The sequence below is a fragment of the Micromonospora sp. NPDC050187 genome (assembly GCF_044459745.1).
In the GTDB taxonomy this organism is placed as follows: domain Bacteria; phylum Actinomycetota; class Actinomycetes; order Mycobacteriales; family Micromonosporaceae; genus Micromonospora.
This window is the reverse complement of the sequence record NZ_JBITJH010000012.1, coordinates 190,695-207,034: the sequence shown is the minus strand read 5'-3', so window position 1 is coordinate 207,034 and position 16,340 is coordinate 190,695. Positions and strand designations below refer to the sequence as shown.

The 16,340-nt window shown below is 67.7% G+C and carries 15 protein-coding genes, 1 tRNA gene and 1 pseudogene; 8 read left to right on the top strand and 9 right to left on the bottom strand.

Features of this window, described 5'->3' with window-relative positions; translation table 11 throughout:
* Window positions 1-138 precede the first annotated feature (138 nt).
* The 9 genes and pseudogenes from ACIBJE_RS20055 to ACIBJE_RS20015 all read right to left on the bottom strand — a co-directional run bounded on the left by ACIBJE_RS20055 (window position 139) and on the right by ACIBJE_RS20015 (window position 8,431).
* A tRNA-Arg gene (locus ACIBJE_RS20055) sits at window positions 139-211 on the bottom strand.
* A 374-nt stretch (window positions 212-585) separates the two neighbouring features.
* Entirely contained in the window at window positions 586-1,575 is a 990-nt protein-coding gene (locus ACIBJE_RS20050; protein WP_396750385.1) for a sigma-70 family RNA polymerase sigma factor, read from the bottom strand.
* Entirely contained in the window at window positions 1,568-2,317 is a 750-nt protein-coding gene (locus ACIBJE_RS20045; protein WP_396750383.1) for a hypothetical protein, read from the bottom strand. The genes ACIBJE_RS20050 and ACIBJE_RS20045 overlap by 8 nt, the downstream gene beginning before the upstream one ends.
* Window positions 2,318-2,373: 56 nt before the next feature.
* Entirely contained in the window at window positions 2,374-3,159 is a 786-nt protein-coding gene (locus tag ACIBJE_RS20040; RefSeq protein ID WP_396750381.1) for a methyltransferase domain-containing protein, read from the bottom strand.
* A gap of 145 nt (window positions 3,160-3,304) precedes the next feature.
* On the bottom strand, window positions 3,305-4,513 hold the full coding sequence (locus ACIBJE_RS20035; protein WP_396750379.1) for a histidine decarboxylase: 1,209 nt from the start codon (window positions 4,511-4,513) through the stop codon (window positions 3,305-3,307).
* A complete protein-coding gene (locus ACIBJE_RS20030) occupies window positions 4,510-5,199 on the bottom strand; it encodes a hypothetical protein (protein ID WP_396750377.1) in 690 nt (229 codons plus the stop codon). Before ACIBJE_RS20030 ends, ACIBJE_RS20035 begins: the two co-directional genes overlap by 4 nt.
* A gap of 313 nt (window positions 5,200-5,512) precedes the next feature.
* A pseudogene (locus tag ACIBJE_RS20025) lies at window positions 5,513-6,466 on the bottom strand (APC family permease); the annotation flags it as partial.
* 163 nt (window positions 6,467-6,629) lie between these two features.
* Window positions 6,630-7,715 (bottom strand): XRE family transcriptional regulator, encoded by a 1,086-nt coding sequence (locus ACIBJE_RS20020; RefSeq protein ID WP_396750437.1) that lies wholly within the window; start codon window positions 7,713-7,715, stop codon window positions 6,630-6,632.
* Between the two features lie 32 nt (window positions 7,716-7,747).
* Entirely contained in the window at window positions 7,748-8,431 is a 684-nt protein-coding gene (locus ACIBJE_RS20015; RefSeq protein WP_396750375.1) for a hypothetical protein, read from the bottom strand.
* A gap of 753 nt (window positions 8,432-9,184) precedes the next feature.
* Between ACIBJE_RS20015 and queC the strand changes: the two genes are divergently transcribed.
* The 8 genes from queC to dbpB (ACIBJE_RS19975) are packed head-to-tail and all read left to right on the top strand — an operon-like array spanning window position 9,185 to window position 16,173.
* On the top strand, window positions 9,185-9,889 hold the full coding sequence (queC, locus tag ACIBJE_RS20010) for a 7-cyano-7-deazaguanine synthase QueC (protein WP_396750373.1): 705 nt from the start codon (window positions 9,185-9,187) through the stop codon (window positions 9,887-9,889).
* Window positions 9,890-9,894: 5 nt separating this feature from the next.
* Window positions 9,895-10,533 carry a 7-carboxy-7-deazaguanine synthase gene (gene queE, locus ACIBJE_RS20005; RefSeq protein ID WP_396750371.1) on the top strand — a complete coding sequence of 213 codons (639 nt, stop codon included), beginning with the start codon at window positions 9,895-9,897 and terminating at the stop codon, window positions 10,531-10,533.
* Entirely contained in the window at window positions 10,533-10,889 is a 357-nt protein-coding gene (gene queD / locus ACIBJE_RS20000; protein ID WP_396750369.1) for a 6-carboxytetrahydropterin synthase QueD, read from the top strand. Before queE ends, queD begins: the two co-directional genes overlap by 1 nt.
* Window positions 10,889-11,689, top strand: a complete 801-nt coding sequence (gene folE2, locus ACIBJE_RS19995) for a GTP cyclohydrolase FolE2 (protein WP_396750367.1) — start codon at window positions 10,889-10,891, stop codon at window positions 11,687-11,689. The genes queD and folE2 overlap by 1 nt, the downstream gene beginning before the upstream one ends.
* Complete coding sequence (locus ACIBJE_RS19990) at window positions 11,689-12,639, top strand: hypothetical protein (protein WP_396750365.1); 951 nt, start codon at window positions 11,689-11,691, stop codon at window positions 12,637-12,639. Before folE2 ends, ACIBJE_RS19990 begins: the two co-directional genes overlap by 1 nt.
* Window positions 12,639-13,781 (top strand): DGQHR domain-containing protein DpdB, encoded by a 1,143-nt coding sequence (gene dbpB, locus ACIBJE_RS19985; RefSeq protein ID WP_396750363.1) that lies wholly within the window; start codon window positions 12,639-12,641, stop codon window positions 13,779-13,781. The genes ACIBJE_RS19990 and dbpB (ACIBJE_RS19985) overlap by 1 nt, the downstream gene beginning before the upstream one ends.
* Window positions 13,778-15,016, top strand: a complete 1,239-nt coding sequence (gene dpdA / locus ACIBJE_RS19980) for a tRNA-guanine transglycosylase DpdA (RefSeq protein WP_396750361.1) — start codon at window positions 13,778-13,780, stop codon at window positions 15,014-15,016. Before dbpB (ACIBJE_RS19985) ends, dpdA begins: the two co-directional genes overlap by 4 nt.
* The gene (gene dbpB / locus ACIBJE_RS19975; protein ID WP_396750359.1) at window positions 15,013-16,173 is read left to right on the top strand and encodes a DGQHR domain-containing protein DpdB; all 1,161 of its coding nucleotides are present in this window, start codon (window positions 15,013-15,015) and stop codon (window positions 16,171-16,173) included. Before dpdA ends, dbpB (ACIBJE_RS19975) begins: the two co-directional genes overlap by 4 nt.
* Window positions 16,174-16,340 lie beyond the last annotated feature (167 nt).

Below are 16,340 nucleotides of genomic sequence, written 5' to 3'. Positions count from 1 at the left end.
ACTCCGTCAAGATCAGTCCGTGAATAGTCCGTGGACGGCGACAAACGGCGGCTGCGGACGGCACACCACTGCACAGGTCGACCGATCGACGCAGGAGCGTATCCGCTGCTCAGGTGGCGTTTCTGCTGATCTTCGAGGTGCCCCCGGCAGGATTCGAACCTGCGACACACGGTTTAGGAAACCGATGCTCTATCCCCTGAGCTACGAGGGCGCGAGTGCCCAGTCTAGCGACCTGGGGGTTCACCCGGGGTGGCAGGGCGTGGCCCCCGTCGACCCGCGTTGACCCACGTCACCCGCGCCCCTGTTCGCCCAGCCCAGAGCACACGCCGAGCACATCAACCCCCGTTTGCGACCACCGACCGGCCGCATTGCCCCGCGTCGGCACCGGTTGACCCGGGTTGGCATCCGCTGGAGAGCACACACCGCGCACACCCATCAAGATCGTTCGAACCGATCGTCCACCGGCCGCCAAGTTACCGGTACGGACATCGCCGAGCGGCCTCGACCACTACACGTGCCGGTAGTGCCTGTCGGCGGGCCTCCTCGGCCACCCCGCGGCGGTCAATCTCCGTTGTGGCCCGGACGTCACCGACCGGGGCCGCCGCGTCTCCCTGTGATCGAATCATCCGCTGCTGCGGCCTTCGCCTTTCTCGCCGCTCTAGCCTTGGCCGGGTCACGGTGTTCCGCGAAGGCTCGCCAGGCTGAGTTGCCGGGCTGTATGTGGGGCATGGCGGCGAAGCGCCGTCGTGTCGCCGGGGAGGCCAGTGACTGTCCGGCTGGTAGCCCGTGCCGGTGGCGGTACTCGGCTGCGGTGATCCCGTGCCGGATTGACGCGTGTCTGCCCAGTGACCGTTTCCACTGTCCGCATTCGTGGCACAGCAGGGTCTCGCCGTCGTCGGAGATGTCCAGCCGCGCGTACCGGCCGTGCCTGTTCTGTATCCCGAGCGGTGTCAGGCTGGTGGCCTGGGAACCGTTCCGCTTCGTGTGTGGGCTCGGTGGGCGTTTCCCGGACGCCCGGTACCGCTCGATCTTCTTCAGGGCGCGGGCCTGGAGGGTCTTGACGCCTGCTGGTGTCATGCCGAAAGCGTCGGCGACGTCGGAGGTGCTGTGGCCTTCCCAGAATCTGCGGACCAGGCATTCGCGTTCTTTGGGCTTGAGGGCGAGCAGGGCGGCCAGCACCTGCTGGAGGTCGTGGCTGCGGATGACGGCGGCCTCGGCGCTGGTCTCCTCGGTACCCCACAGCATCGGGGAGTCGTGGACGAGTCCCACCGGTATCTCGGAGCGGACGCGGTGGTTCTTCAGGTGGTCGAGGAAAAGCCGGTGAGCAATGGTGTTCAACCAGGAGGCGAGCCGTTGGCGCGGCTCGGTGTAGCGGTGCAGGTTCCGCCAGGCCCAGTAGAAGGTGTCGGAGGTGAGGTCCTCGGCCAGGGCCCGGCGGCCGGGGCCGACCCGAGCCAGGAGGTAGCCCACCACCAGGTCCTTGTTGTCGCGGTAAAGATCCGCGAAGGCGTCCTGATCACCGTCCTGGGCGCGGCGTACAAGGTCCCACTCTGTCCGCCGGTCAGTGTCAGTCATCGGGGTTCGCGGGAAGTGCGGGGGCGGTCTGGTGGCTGTCGGGTGCGGCGGGACGGGGGTGGGGCGGTAGCGGGACTGGTCCGTGACGCAACGGCGGGGCTGCGGGCTGACGTCCGGTCGAAGTGTCGTGTGGTGGTGCTGTGGGCGCGGGTGCGGGGACGGGTTCGCGGCGCATCAGCCACAGGTGGGGTCCGTCGGGTAGCCGCAGGAGGGTGTCGGGTTCGTATCCGTGGTCGGTGAACCAGTCGTGGGCGTGGGTGGTGGTGGCCAGGGCGTGTATCGGTTGGCCGGTGGTGTCGGCGTGCTGGTGGTGGCGGTGCAGGAGTTGTTCGGCGAGCCGTTGGCCCTGGTAGTAGGGGTGCGCGGCCAGGGCGCCGAGCCAGTGGTGTGGGTGGTCGGGCCGGTGTCGGGTGATGAGGGTATGGAGGGTGTGCAGGCGGGCCGCGCACCGTCCCGCCACCTCGCGGACGAGGGCGGCCGGCAGCGGTTCGGGTGGGGTGTGGTGGTGCCAGACGGCGACGGCGGCCATGTCCACCATCACCTCGACGCGGGCCTCGGGGTGGGTGAGGGCGTCGTCCAGGTGCAGGGCGATTAGGTCGTGCAGGGTCTGGACCCGGGTCCCGGGGTGGGGGTCGGGTATCAGCCAGGCCACCACGGGGTCGTGTTCGCACGCGACGGCGAGGGTGTGCGCGACCGCCGGTACGTCGGCTGGTGTGGCCAGGCGGATCGGGATGGTCGTCATCGGGGGTTTCATGCTGGTGCTCCGGTCCCGGGGGAGGTGTCGGATAGCGGGAGGGGTCAGTGGGGTTTGCGGGCGGTGGTGGAGGCGAACTGGTAGCCGCGGACGAGCACGGCGGGGTCGGTCATGAGTTCGGCGAACCGGTCCAGGTCCTGGTGGGACAGGCCCTCGCGGAGGAGCTTGTGGTGCAGCTGGTGGGCGTTGTCGGCGAACAGGCGGCAACCCGCGCTGCCGCCGGTCCACGTCTGCGCGACCCACCGGGTGCGCGTCCGCTCGAAGCCGTTGCCGAGCAGAACGCCGGCGGTCTTGTCGCCCCAGTGCAGGTCGACGCCGTGGGCGGAGAGCACGTCGAGGATGGCGTGTACGACGTGGATGATCAGGTCGCTGTCGGCGCTGCGAGGTGCGTGGGCGACGACGGGGGCGTAGACGATCTCCCCGAGGACGAGCCATCCGCCGGGCCGCAGCGCGGTGATCATCTGGTTGAGCAGGGCGTGCCGGTTGGGCAGGTGCGCCAAGACGCAGCGGGCGGCGGCCACGTCGATGCTGCCGGGCGCGACGGAGAGCGGCTCGGCGCGCAGGTCGCGTTGGTAGACGTCCAGGACGTCGGTGGGGTCGAGCAGGCGGGTGTCGAGGTCAACGGCCATGACCTTCCCCGTCGGACCCACCAAGTCACACAGGTGGCGGGCGATGGAACCGGCTCCGGCGCCGACCTCCAGGGCGGTCTGCCCGGCGGTGATCTCCAGGCGGGCCAGTTCGTCGGTGGTGATCGGGTCGAGGATCTCCTGCAAGGGGTGCAGGTGGTAGATGTGGTTGCGGAACTGGTAACGGCTGCTACCGGTGGTCATCAGTGCGCTCCTTCGGTCGTGGACGGCCGGGTGTCGTGGGACAGGCAGGCCCGTGTGGGCAGACGCGAGCGGTGGGAGGTGACGGTGGTCGTCGGGGGGCGGTTCCTTGGTGAGCGCCTCGGGAAGGTGCTGGAAAACCCGCCGGTCAGTGCCCGGGGGTGCCGGTGCGTGAGTCGGGCGAGGGCCGCGGTCGTGGGACCGGTCCCAGTGGAGCGGCGGCGGCGATGTCTGCAACGAAGGCGTCGATCTGGCCGCGGGTGACGCCGGGCATGCAGATGATGTGGCTGGTGTCGCCATCGGCGGCGAGCAGCCATTTCTTGCGTACGGGTTCGGGTGGGGTGGGCAGGACGACGGTGAAGGCGTGGGGGTGCCGCCATGCGGGCCATCCGGCGGCGGTGAGCTGGTAGACCGTGTAGGCGGCGAGGGTCCGGGCTTCGCTGGCACGCCAGCGTTGTCCTTCGCGGCTGTGGGTGGCGATGGCGTGCCAGAGCAGTGCGGCGGCCAGGCCGCAGCGGGAACCGGTGATCGTGGTGTCGACGGTGTCGGTGTAGGCGACACGGTTGCCATCGGCGCGCACGCTGTCGCGGATGAGTACGGCCCCGCACGGCGTCGGCGTGCCGAGGAACTTGTGTCCCGACACCGTGATGCTGCCGATGCCGCCGGCGTCGTCGAAGCGCAGCCGGCCGTCGAGGGCGAGCGGGATACCGGACAGGGCCGCGTCGACGTGCAGGTGCCCGGCGACGCCGTGTTCGTCGAGGACGGCGCGGACGCGGATGTGGTCGTCTACTGCCTCGGTGAGGGTGGTGCCGGCGGTGGCCACCACGATGGCCGGCCACCGTCGGCGCTTGCGGACCTGCGCGGCCAGGTGCGCGTAGTCCATCTCCCCGTCCGGGCGGGCGTCGACGACCACGGCACGGGCCCCGAGGATCTCCACCACCTTGGGGACCGAGTAGTGCGCGGCGGTCGAGTAGTAGATCCGCGCGGTCGGATAGCGGCGGTGGGCGGCGTGCAGGGCGGACAGGTTGCCCTCGGTGCCGCCGGTGGTGACGTAACCCCACCGGTCGTCGGCGGGCATGGCCAGAAGGTCGGCGACCCAGGCAACGACGGCCCGCTCCAGTACCCGAGTGTGCGCGACCCCGCCCGGATCCTGTAGGTCGCCGATGTTGTTCCACAACCGCGTGCCGAGGCGGGCCATGACCCCGGTCTGGTCGAGGTCCACCGCCCCGGGAAAGCCGATGCTCGTCGCCGCCGCGGCGTCGGCCTCCCGCACGAGGTGGTCGAGGACGGCGGTGACGTCCACCGGCGCATGGTTGAGGTCCGCGGCGTCGGCGAGGCTCAGGGCCGGGGTGGTCACGCCGGCCGTCCGGCGAGCAGGTGGGTGGCGAGGACGGTGTTCAGCGTGATGAGCCGCCGCCACACCGCCCGGGTCTCGTCGTCGCCCCGCTCCGTGAGATCGGCGTAGGGGTTGTGGTAGGTGATGCGATCCGGGTCGAGGGGCTTGTTGCAGCGGATCCCGGTGTCACCGAGGCGGGCGTCGGGGTCGCGGTCGATGTGCAGGGCGGTGCCGTCGACCATCGCCGCGTAGCACTGGCCCTTCAGGTGGAAGGCCGACATGTAGCGGCCGCCGGCAGCCGCTTCGCGTAGCGTCGCGGCGACCTGGTACCAGCGGCCGCGATCGGAGTCGAGGGTGCTGACACCGACACCGACGTACGTGGCGCCGGCGGGCAGGGTCATGTCCCCGCCGTTGACCATCGAGCCCCGGGGCCCGAGGGGGCTCCAGGCACGCCCGAAGGTGGCGATGTTGTCCGCCGCGACGTCCGTCAGGTCGCCCAGCAGCCTGCGCAGGTCGTCGGAGTCCGGTGACTGCGGCCAGGTCCGGGTGGCGGTGTACAGCTTGTAGCCGTGCGGCTCGGCCACGGCGTCGCGGGTGAAGAACAGCAGCACGGCGTGTGGACTGACCGCGTCGCGCCGACCGAACGCCTGATCGGCCGCGATCAGGTGGCTGGTGTTGGCCCGCTTGCAGCGATACGCGATCTGCATCCGCAGATCAGCCTGACGGCGGCCCCCCGCCGACGGCCCGTCACCGACATGCCCGGGCCCACCAAGGGCCGGAGACTGACCCGCACCCGGGGGCGCGGGCGGGCGGACGGCGGTGGCCGGGGGCCGCTGGTGCTCGGCAGGAACCCGCGCAGCCCCGTACACCGGCGGTGGAACCTGAGCCACGGGCGTCTGCCGGCCGGCAGGCGGCACCACCGGCGGGTGAGCCGGCCGCCAGGCGGGATCCAGGGGATCAACACCGTAGTGCCCACCAGGTGAAGGCATCGAAGCGTACGTTCTGGTCATCGCTTCCGCCTCAGATCGAGATGCTCATCGGGTCGGGCACGGCGTGGGTTGCCGGGGTGCCACGGCCGATGCCGGCGTAGACCTCGGGACGCGACCGCCGCAGACCCACCGCCCAGACGCCACCGATGACAGCGGTGACGGCGAGGATCACGGGCAGCAGGAACGGATACCGCGACCCCGGCGCCGCACCGAGCAGCGAACCGACGTTGCCGACCATCAGGGCCAGCACCACCAACCCGCCGAACACACCCAGCACGGGCGCGAGCCGCCACTCCCACACCCCCGGCCGAAGCCCGCGCACGCTGGCCGGCGCCCGCAGCGCGGCCACCGACGCGGCCAGCAGCAGACACAGCAACCCCATCGCACCCAACGTCGACAGCCAGGTGAACATCACCGACGTCGGGTCAGCGCCGCCGAGCGCGAACACGCCCACCACCACCGCGGCGACACCGGTCTGCGTCAGCGACCCGCCACGCGGCGCACGAACCCGGATCCCGCCGCTGGCCCGCGCGAGACCGGCCGGCAGGACACCTTCGCGGGCCATCGCGAACACATACCGCGCGATCACCGCGTGGAACGCGAGCATGCAGGTGACGGCCGCGGCGGCCAGCATCAGCTCACCGAGAACACCCCACCCAGCGCCGAGACGGTCCAGGACCGAGAACGGCAACCCTCCCGCCGGATCGGCGGCCACCCCGGCAACGGACCCCGGGCCGACCGCCACCCCCATCGCCCACGCCGCGACCGCATACACCCCGCCCAGCACGAGCATGCCGCCGACCGTGGCCCGGCTGAGCGACCTACCGTCGATGGCCTCCTCCACGAACGAACCCACACCGTCGACGCCCATGAACGCCGCCACACAGAAGGCGACCGCGCCACCAAGACCGCCGACCGCCAACCCCGAAGGGTCGAAACCCTCCCAGGACAGCCCACCGTCCGCCGGCTGCCCGACTCCGCCTACCTCACTGGTAGCCCGCCAGCGGAAACGGCTCACACGAAGCCAGCCGCAGCCGCCCGGCAACTGCGGCATGTCGGCGTATCGCAGGCTCGCGACGCGGCCTGAACACCGCCGACACCTCTGCGGCGGGTGGTCGCCATCGGTGATGGCGGCCACCCATCGTCATTCAGACCCGGATCTGTAGGAGAGACTCAAGTTCCGGGATCCGTTCACTGCCGGCACTGGTGACAGCTCGAGCGAGTTCCGGCGGAAGGCCCGCCTGGCCAGCCAGACCATCGATGGTGACCCGCTGCTGGGCGAGGAGTTCGACAGCCTTGCCGAGCAGCGAGGGCTGTTCACGGGGGCCAAGGTCGCCGGGTTCGGGCAGACCCCACTGAGCGAGCAGGCTCATCCCGCGTCGATAGGTGTGATCACGGTATACGCCCAGTTCATGCCCCCGGTAGACGAGCGCCTTCAGGCTGATGCCCCAGCGGCGTTTCAGCTCGTTCAGTCGGTCGAAGTCGAGGCGGGCCGGCAGTTCGGCGGCCAGCACCGTGCTCGGAGCGAGGAAGTCGGAGGCGAATGTGGTCGCCTCCCGCTCCAGGATCTGACTACCGGGTTCGGCGTCGTGGTGCAGTAACAGGTGACCGAGTTCGTGGGCCGCGTCCATCCGGGAACGCGCTTTGTCGTTCTTGGCCGGGTTGAGGAACACGAACGGGCGCTGACCGTACCAGCGGGAGAAGGCGTCCACCCGTTCCGAGGCGTCGGGCAGGTCCAACACGATCACCCCATACGCCTCCAGCAGCCGCACCATGTGCGGGACCGGCCCGGTACCGAGGTCGAAGGCTTCCCGGGCCGCCAGCGCCGCCGCCCGGATGTCCTCGGCCTGCACCAGCTCGGGAAGATCGAGGTGCGGCAGGCGCAATGCCGGCAGCCGCAGGTGCCGGCCGATCACCTCGACGACCCGCCAGGCGACCTCGCCGAACGCCTCCGCTTGGTCCCGCTCGGCCTGGCTGGTCGCTCGCAGGCTACGGAAGTGCGCGTGCCCCGGGGTCGCCGGCACCGCGAAGCCGGAGGCGAAGAACTCCACCGGCATCGCCAGCGCCAACGCCAGCCGGGCCAGTACCGCCGGTGAGGGGCGGGCCTGACCCAGCTCGTACTGGCTGACCGCCGCCGCCGTCACCCCGATCTGTCTGGCGAGTTCGTTCTTGCGCATCCGCCGCCACCGACGCGCCAGGCCCAACGCGTGTGCCTCAAACCCGGCAGCCGCCACGGCGGCGGGCACCGGCGGCCGTGAACCGCCGCTCACGCCAGCCGGCCGGCAGCCCCGCCAGCGGCCCGTCCCGGCCCGCGGAGGGTCTCCAGCGACAACTCAGGGATCACCAGCTCGTCGTGCCGCTGCCCCGGCACACCATCGACGACCGGCAACGGCAGTACCGGGATGGCCGCGTCACCGAACCAGAGCCGTACGTCGAACCAAGGCGAACCGCCGTCACGGTTGTCCCGGGGCAGACCGATGTACGCGGTCGCCTCCCCGGTGCCGAGGTCGCCGGTGTGCGCGACCCGCACGTGCCGCTTCGGCGGCACCACGCCGGTGAACACCTCGGGGAACTGTTCCGCGTCGTCGAACGCCAACTGCCCGTCCCGGCTGTTCTCCACCGCACCGCCGAGCCGGGCATCGCTGCCCTCCCAGCGGATGGACTCGATGCCGCCCTGCAACGAGTACAACCGGACCACGTAGCCGGCGCAGAGGACCTCCAGCGAGTTGTCCTCCAGCCGCACCCGTATGCCGTCAGCGCCGCCCAAGGTGGCCTTGCCCAGGTTCGTCAGGTTCCGCCACACGGTCGTGCCAAAACTCATCGCGTCGTCGCCGAGTTCCGGTTCGTGCCGGTCAGCAGCGCGCCGGTAGACCTGCCGGATCAACCCGCCCAGCGGCTCCAGCACGCCCCGCTCACCCAGCACCAGCATCGCATCGTCCAGCAGACCCATGCCGGAAAACCTAGCCCATCCCACAGTTGATGTTGCAGAAGTCAAGCGGTCGACACGCCACCGACACGAGTGTCCGCTCATCAAGGCTGATGTTCGCTATACGTGTCCCTGGACAGGGCATGAATGTCGACGGCGTTCGACAACGTCCCACTAGCTCCCCCGAACTGTGGGAGCTGGCCATCCTGCTGGCCGGTTGCACCACCGTCTCGACAGGGAGTTTGTTGCGCTCCAGCCCGGCGAGCAGCCCAGCCTCTCGCTGCTGCAGCAGAGCAGGCACGTCGCCTGCCCAGCGCTGGCGCTGGGCAGGCGACGTAGTCACCACGTCTTCGACGTACTCGCCCTCAACGGTGAACTGGCAAGCGGTCGAGTTTGATCGTCCAACGACGGCCACTCCGCCGACGTGCCCGATGCACCAGTTCGTACAGAGGCACTATCTTGAGCTACCGGACAGCGGCGAGTTTCTCGGAGAGCTTCAGCCTTGCTGGTGCAAGAAAGTGCGACCTCTCGCTGGCTCGATCTACTGCAGTTAGCAAGAGGCGCCCCCTTGAAGTACTGACCGCGCTACCAAGCATGGCGGAGGAGGTTGCGCTGGGTAGTCAAGGCGGCCTGCCGCTGCCGGCGATCAACTGGCACCCCCTAGGCGCGTTCCATCGTTCCCAGTAGTTCGGTAGGCTGACCGTCGAAACTGCGGCCGACTTTCGGCGCATGACCGTGCAGTTTCTCGGACCCGAGTGAAGAGGCGGAGGCCGGCATATGTCTGCGGCGAGGCGCAGGGCTGTGGTGCTACTCAGCGGAGGACTAGACTCCGCCACGGTTCTCGCAATGGCGGTACACGAGGGGTACGAAACGTACGCGCTGAGCTTCCGCTACGGCCAGCGGCACACGGTGGAACTCGAAGCCGCGAGCCGTGTAGCCGCGAACCTTGGAGCAGTCAAGCATGTCGTCGCTGACATCGATCTGCGCGTCTTCGGTGGCTCGGCGCTGACTGACGATGCTCTTGCCGTACCGCACCATGACAGCGCCGACGACCTCGATAGCGACATCCCGATCACCTACGTGCCCGCCCGGAACACGATCTTCTTGTCCTTTGCGCTGGCGTGGGCAGAGACCCTGGATGCCTCGGATGTGTTCATCGGCGTCAGCGCACTGGACTGCAGCGGCTACCCCGACTGCCGCCCGGAGTACATCGCCGCCTACGAGCAGATGGCCAACCTTGCCACCAAGGCCGGCGTGGAGGGTCGCCAACGGCTGCGTATCCACACGCCGCTGATCCAACTGACCAAGGCCGAGACGATTCGCCAAGGTCTGGAGTTGGGCGTGGATTACGCCTGGACGCACAGTTGCTATGACCCGGTCGATGGGCGGGCATGCGGAACCTGCGACTCCTGCCTGTTGCGCGGTCGCGGCTTCGCGGAACTCGGCCGCACCGACCCCGCGCTGGTCGCGGCGGCTGGGTGAGGTCGGTGTACCGCGTTAAGGAGATCTTTTACACGTTGCAGGGTGAGGGAACCCATGCGGGCCGGCCCGCGGTGTTTTGCCGGTTCACCAGCTGCAACCTGTGGACCGGGCGTGAGTCGGACAGGCATCGCGCCATCTGCCGATTCTGCGATACCGATTTCGTTGGCACGGATGGCCCGGGTGGGAGTCGTTTCCGGTCTGCGGCTGATCTGGCCACGGCCGTAGCCAAGACCTGGCAGGGGAAATCCCATCCTCGCCGCCGCCCCTATGTCGTCTGCACTGGCGGTAAACCGCTGCTGCAACTGGACGATGCCGCTGTGCAGGCCCTCCACGCCGAGGGCTTTACGGTCGCGGTCGAGACAAACGGCACTCGGCCAGCGCCGGCCGGGCTTGACTGGGTCTGCGTCAGCCCCAAGTCCGGCGCGGACCTCGTGCTTACCCGCGGCCATGACCTCAAGTTGGTCTACCCGCAGGTCGGCGCTGAACCGCAACTATTCGAAGACCTTGCCTTCGAGCACTTTCTGCTGCAGCCCATGGATGGCCCTGACAGGGCGGCTAACACCGAGGCTGCGGTGCGGTATTGCCTTGACCATCCGCAGTGGCAACTGAGTCTGCAGACGCACAAGTACATAGGGATTGCCTGATGGAGATCTTCCGAGAGTTCACCTTCGAAGCCGCGCACCGACTGCCGAACGTGCCAGTTGGGCACAAGTGCGCCCGTCTACACGGTCACTCCTACCGGGTTCAAGTCCATGTCCACGGCGACGTCGACCCTCAAGCGGGCTGGGTTATGGACTTCGGCGAGCTCAAGAAGGCGGTCCAACCGCTCCTCGACCAACTTGACCACCAGTACCTCAACGAGGTGCCCGGCCTGGAGAATCCCACCAGCGAAGTACTGGCCCGATGGATCTGGGACCGACTGATCGATCAGGTTCCCCTGTCGACCGTCATGGTTCAAGAAACGTGCACCTCCGGCTGCGTCTATCGAGGAGAGCTGTGATGCTTCCCGACGTCCAGGCACTACCCGATCAGCGGGGGGTTGCCCTTGATGAGGTCGGCATCGAAGGGCTGCGCTACCCGCTTCTGATCGCTGACGGCCAAGGGGCCAAACGCGAAACTGTCGCCACCATCGACATGTCGGTCCCCCTCTCCGCCGAGGTCAAAGGCGCCCATCTGAGCCGATTTGTGGAAGTGCTGCACGCCTGGCGAGACGAGGTCGCGCCGGCCAGTGCCCTGCGCCTGGTGGAAGACCTTCGTATGCGTATGGGCAGCAGCAGCGCCCGCGTTCACCTCACCTTCGCTTACTTCTTGGAGCGGCAGGCCCCGGTCACCGGCGCGCGATCCTTCAGCGAATACCAGTGCGCATTGACCGCCAGCGTGAGCGCAGCCGATCCGGTCTTGACGCTGCAGGCCCGCGTGCCCGTGACAAGCGTATGTCCCTGCAGCAAGGCCATCAGTGATCGAGGGGCGCACAACCAGCGCGGCTACGTAACCATCGAAGTTCATCCGGTCGACCCGGAAGGTCTGTGGTTCGACGACCTCATCGAGGTCGCCGAGGCTGCGGCGTCCTCACCGGTCTACGCGCTGCTCAAGCGGCCGGACGAGCGTCATGTCACTATGGCCGGCTACGACAATCCGGTATTTGTAGAAGATATGACCCGCCACGTTGCCATGACATTGCGCGATGACCCTCGTGTGACGCGATTCCGGGTGCGCGTGATCAATGACGAGAGCATCCACAACCACGCCGCATTCGCGCGGCTCGAGTGGACCGACCCTGCGGCTGGCGGCGACGCGTAATGTCGAGATCCGACATCGCCGGCCGCCCCGTGCACCTTGTGGTCACCTGCGCCAACCGCAAGACCCGCATCGTGCCCGATCACCTGCGACTTGGCAGTCTGCACGACCAACTACCCGGGAAACGCTTCGCCGCTTGGGCGCACCGGCTGTCCACCTGCAACACGGAGCGAGTCGCCGCCATCGATCTGTATGCCGGTGAACACTGGCAGATCGCTCGTCGTCTTCCTGCCAGCCTGCAGCGGGCGGCAAAGCTGTGGGTGTGCTCCGCTGGCTACGGGCTGATCACCGCCGATGCGCCGATCGCCCCCTATGCAGCCACCTTTACGGCAGGGGAGGCCGATGCCGCCGGATCCTCGTCGTCCGCCATGCGCGACTGGTGGAGCAGACTCAACCGTTGGAACGGCCCCGACATCCATGCCCCTCGCTCCTTCACAACGCTGGCTCGCCAGAATCCCCACGCGGCTGTCATCGCGGTGCTGTCCGAGGCCTACCTACGCGCCTGCGCCGACGACCTGCGCCAAGCCGCCCGCTGCCTGGCCAGCCGCGAACAGTTGGCCATCATCGGCCCGCCCGGGCGCTGCTCGGGTATCGACGACCTCATCGTGCCGGTCACGGCCACACTTCGGCCAGTGGTCGGTGGCAGCATGCAAGCGCTCAATGTTCGCGCCGCCGCCCACCTGCTCACCGCAGCAGCCGACGACCTTTCCCACACCAACCTGCGCAAACTCGCCGAACAAGCCACCGCGACTGCGCCGCCTGACCCCAGCCGGCGGCCCAACGGGCAAAAGCTCAGCGACAAAGCCCTGCGCGACTTCATCCGCGGCCAACTCACCAACGGGCCCGTCACCGCGACCAGTCTGCTGCGCCAACTACGTCAGTCCGGGCAGTCCTGCGAGCAGTCCCGGTTCCATGCCCTGTTCGCCGACGTCGCGGCCAAGGTGACCCGCTGATGCCCGCCGTCCCCTCCGTCAAGAACATCATCCGCCGGGCGCTGCGGATCGACCAAAACAGCACCTATCCCTTCTTCATGTTCGCGTTACGCGCCGACGAGGTCCTGCAAATCGCCGACATCTCCCGAGTAAGCCGCGACGAGGCCGGCAACCTCATCGGCTACCAGCGCCCCGAGGTACGCCGGCACGTCGAGGAGATCATCGACTATCTCAACACCGACGGCGCGCTGTTCCCGAACCCGATTATCCTCGCGCTGTCCTCGCGCGCGAAGTTCGAGTCCAGCCGCGGCCCTGGCGCCGGCGACGGTCTGGCCACCGCCGGCAAGCTGACTATCCCACTACCGGCACAGGGCAAGCCGAAGCCAGCTTGGATAGTTGATGGCCAGCAGCGCGCCCTCGCCCTGACGCGGGCCCAACGCCGCGGCTTCCCGGTCCCCGTCACTGCCTTCGTCGCCGACAGCGTTACCCTCCAGCGCGACCAGTTCCTTCGCGTCAATAACACCCGACCCTTGCCGCGCGGGCTCGTCACCGAACTACTGCCCGAGGTCGACAGCCCATTGCCCCCTCGTCTAGCAATCCGCAAAGCGCCCGCCGCTCTGTGTGACGTCCTCAACACCGATCCAAACTCGCCCATGCACGGGCTGATCAAACGGGCCTCCACGAGCCGGGAACAGACGCCCCACGCGGTGATCACCGACACCGTGGTGGTGAACATGCTCAATGAGAGCTTGACCTCATCATCAGGCTGCCTGTTCCCGTACCGCGACGTCAGTCGCAACGAGACGGACTTCGAAGCGATCCTGCAGGCCTTGTACGTCTACTGGGCCGCAGTGCGCGACACCTTTCCCGACGCCTGGGGACTGCCGGCCACCAAGAGCCGCCTCATGCATGGTGCCGGGATTCGCTCGATGGGCCGGCTGATGGACCGCATTCTGGGCGCCGTCGATCCCCGCAGCCCCAACGCACCGGAGGCTATCCGCCAACACCTTGCCCTTATCGCACCGCGCTGTCATTGGACCGCTGGCGTCTGGGACGACCTAGGCCTGCGCTGGAACGAAATCGAAAACATGCACCGGCACATTCAAGAACTATCCAATTACCTCATCCGCCTTTACCACAACACCCGGGCAGAACTGTCGTGAGATTCTTCTTTCCTGACAGCCAGGACCAGGTCGACCCAGGCTTCGACTTCGTCACTGAAGAACGCGACCCGTTCCGCGTCCGGCAACGCGACGACTTATACGCCCACGAGATACTCACCCAAGCCCCCTTCGACGGGCTGTTGGTCTCGAAATCCATCGTCGATGGCAAGGCCGGTGGAGGCACCGGGAAGTACACCGCCGCGCAACGCCACCGCCTTTACCGCGAGGGTGCCCGACGCTTCTTCCGACTCGACCGGGGCCACACACCGCTGAAGATCATGGGCGACTGTGGAGCGTTCTCATACGTCGCAGAGGAGTACCCGCCCTACAGTGTCGATGAGGTCATCGACTTCTACGATGGCTGCGGATTCCACTACGGCATCGCCGTCGACCACGTCATCTTTCAATACGAGCCCACGGCAACCCGCAACGACGAGCGCGCCGCCGAGTGGGTACGCCGCCAGGAGATCACCCTTGCGCTGGCTGCGGATTTCTGGCAGCGCTGCAAATCACGCCGAGTCTGCTTCGCCCCCCTCGGCGTGGCCCAAGGCTGGAGCCCACAGTCCTACGCCGACGCGGTCGTCGCCCTGCAACGCATCGGCTATCAACGCATCGCGCTCGGGGGCATGGTCCCCCTCAAGACCCCGGAGATCCTGGCATGTCTCGCCGCGATCGACCAGGTCCGTGAGCCCACCACGCAACTGCACCTGCTGGGCATCAGCCGCTGCGACGACGTGCCTACCTTCGCCACCCACGGCGTCACCAGCTTCGACAGCACCTCACCGTTCCGTCAAGCATTCAAGGACGACCGCGACAACTACTACACACCCACCGGCACCTACGTCGCCCTGCGCGTACCGCAGGTCGGTGGCAACCCCAAGCTCAAGGCCCGCATCCGCTCCGGCGAGATCAGCCAAGCCCAAGCACTGGCCCTGGAACGCACTGCACTGACCCGGCTCCGCCAGTACGACGCCGACGAGATCGACGTCGACCCGGCAATCCAAGCACTCGTCGACTACAGCGCCGTCTGGGACGGCAAGTCCGACCGCAGCGCGCAGTATCGTGCAACCCTGACGGACCGGCCCTGGCGGGACTGCCCCTGTGACCTGTGCAGGGCGATCGGCATCGAAGTTCTGATCTTCAGAGGCACCGAACGCAACAAACGGCGAGGCTTTCACAACCTGTACGTGTTCGAACAGCGACTGCGCGCACAACGAGAAAGGACTCCCGCGTGACCCCGACCCGGCGTGACCTCCCCGCAGGCACCACCCCCGAGCTCCGGCTGCCCGCGCTGAAGATCCAGCAGGGTCGCGGACGCAGCCTCTACACACTCGCGATGGACGGCAAGCTCGTCCCGCAGGTCGCCACCGTCTCGCGTATCCGACGCGACGAGACGACCGAGCTGCACGGCTACCAGCGACCCGAGATCCTAGCCCACGTTGCGGCTATCCGCCGGTACATTGAAACCGACGACAGCCCACTGTTGCCCAACGCCATCGTCATCGCCTTCGACGAGCGCGTACGCTTCGAACCAAACCCCACCACTGCCGCTGGCCCCAGCTACGTCGAGACGGGAACCTTGGTCATCCCGCTCATCGACGGACCGGAACACAACCGGCCAGGGTTCATCGTCGACGGCCAACAGCGCTGCGCCGCCATCCGCGACGCCAACATCGACGCGTTCCCAGTGAGCATCAGCGCCTTCATCGCCAACGACACCGCCGACCAGCGCTCCCAGTTCATCCTGGTCAACTCCACCAAGGCACTCCCCAAGGGCCTCATCCACGAGTTGCTGCCAGGCGCCTCTGGTGCGCTACCCACTCCGTTGCGGGTCCGCCAACTACCCGCCACCCTGCTCGAGAAGCTGAACTTCGATGAGCTGCGGTCCCCGCTCTACCGGATGATCCAAATGCCCACCAACCCAGGCGGCCACATCAAAGACAACTCGGTATTACGGATGTTAGAGAACAGCCTGTCCGACGGAGCTCTTTATCGATTTCGCAACGACGAAGCGCTGCCGTACACCGGCGAGATGTTCACCCTGCTCTGCAACTTCTGGGCGGCAGTGAAGCAGGTCTTCCCTGATGCGTGGAACAAGCCTCCCCGCAGGTCACGTCTGATGCACGGTGCCGGGATCATCAGCATGGGCTACCTCATGGACGCGATCAGCCACGCCCGCGACGACGGCAACGGCATCATTGAGTCGGACGAGTTCGTCGCCGACCTTAAGGTAATCGCTGACGACTGCCACTGGACCGAGGGCGAATGGGTCTTTAGCGATGGCGTCGTGCGGAAGTGGAACGACATCCAGAACACTCCCCGAGACATCCAGCGTGTCGCAGACCTCCTGCAGAATCGCTATCGGTCCAGTCAGGTTACGCGAGGACGATAGCCGTGGCTGTATGAGGCTCGTGCGGGCCCCGGGCCGGACCATAAGCCGTAACGCGGTCCATCCGCCTGCGCGACTTCTGGGAGGCAGTTGCCGAAGTGTTCCCCGATGCGTTGGGGAAGGGGGTACCGGCACAGCCTCCGCGCTGTGCCGTTCCCACGTCGCAGTCG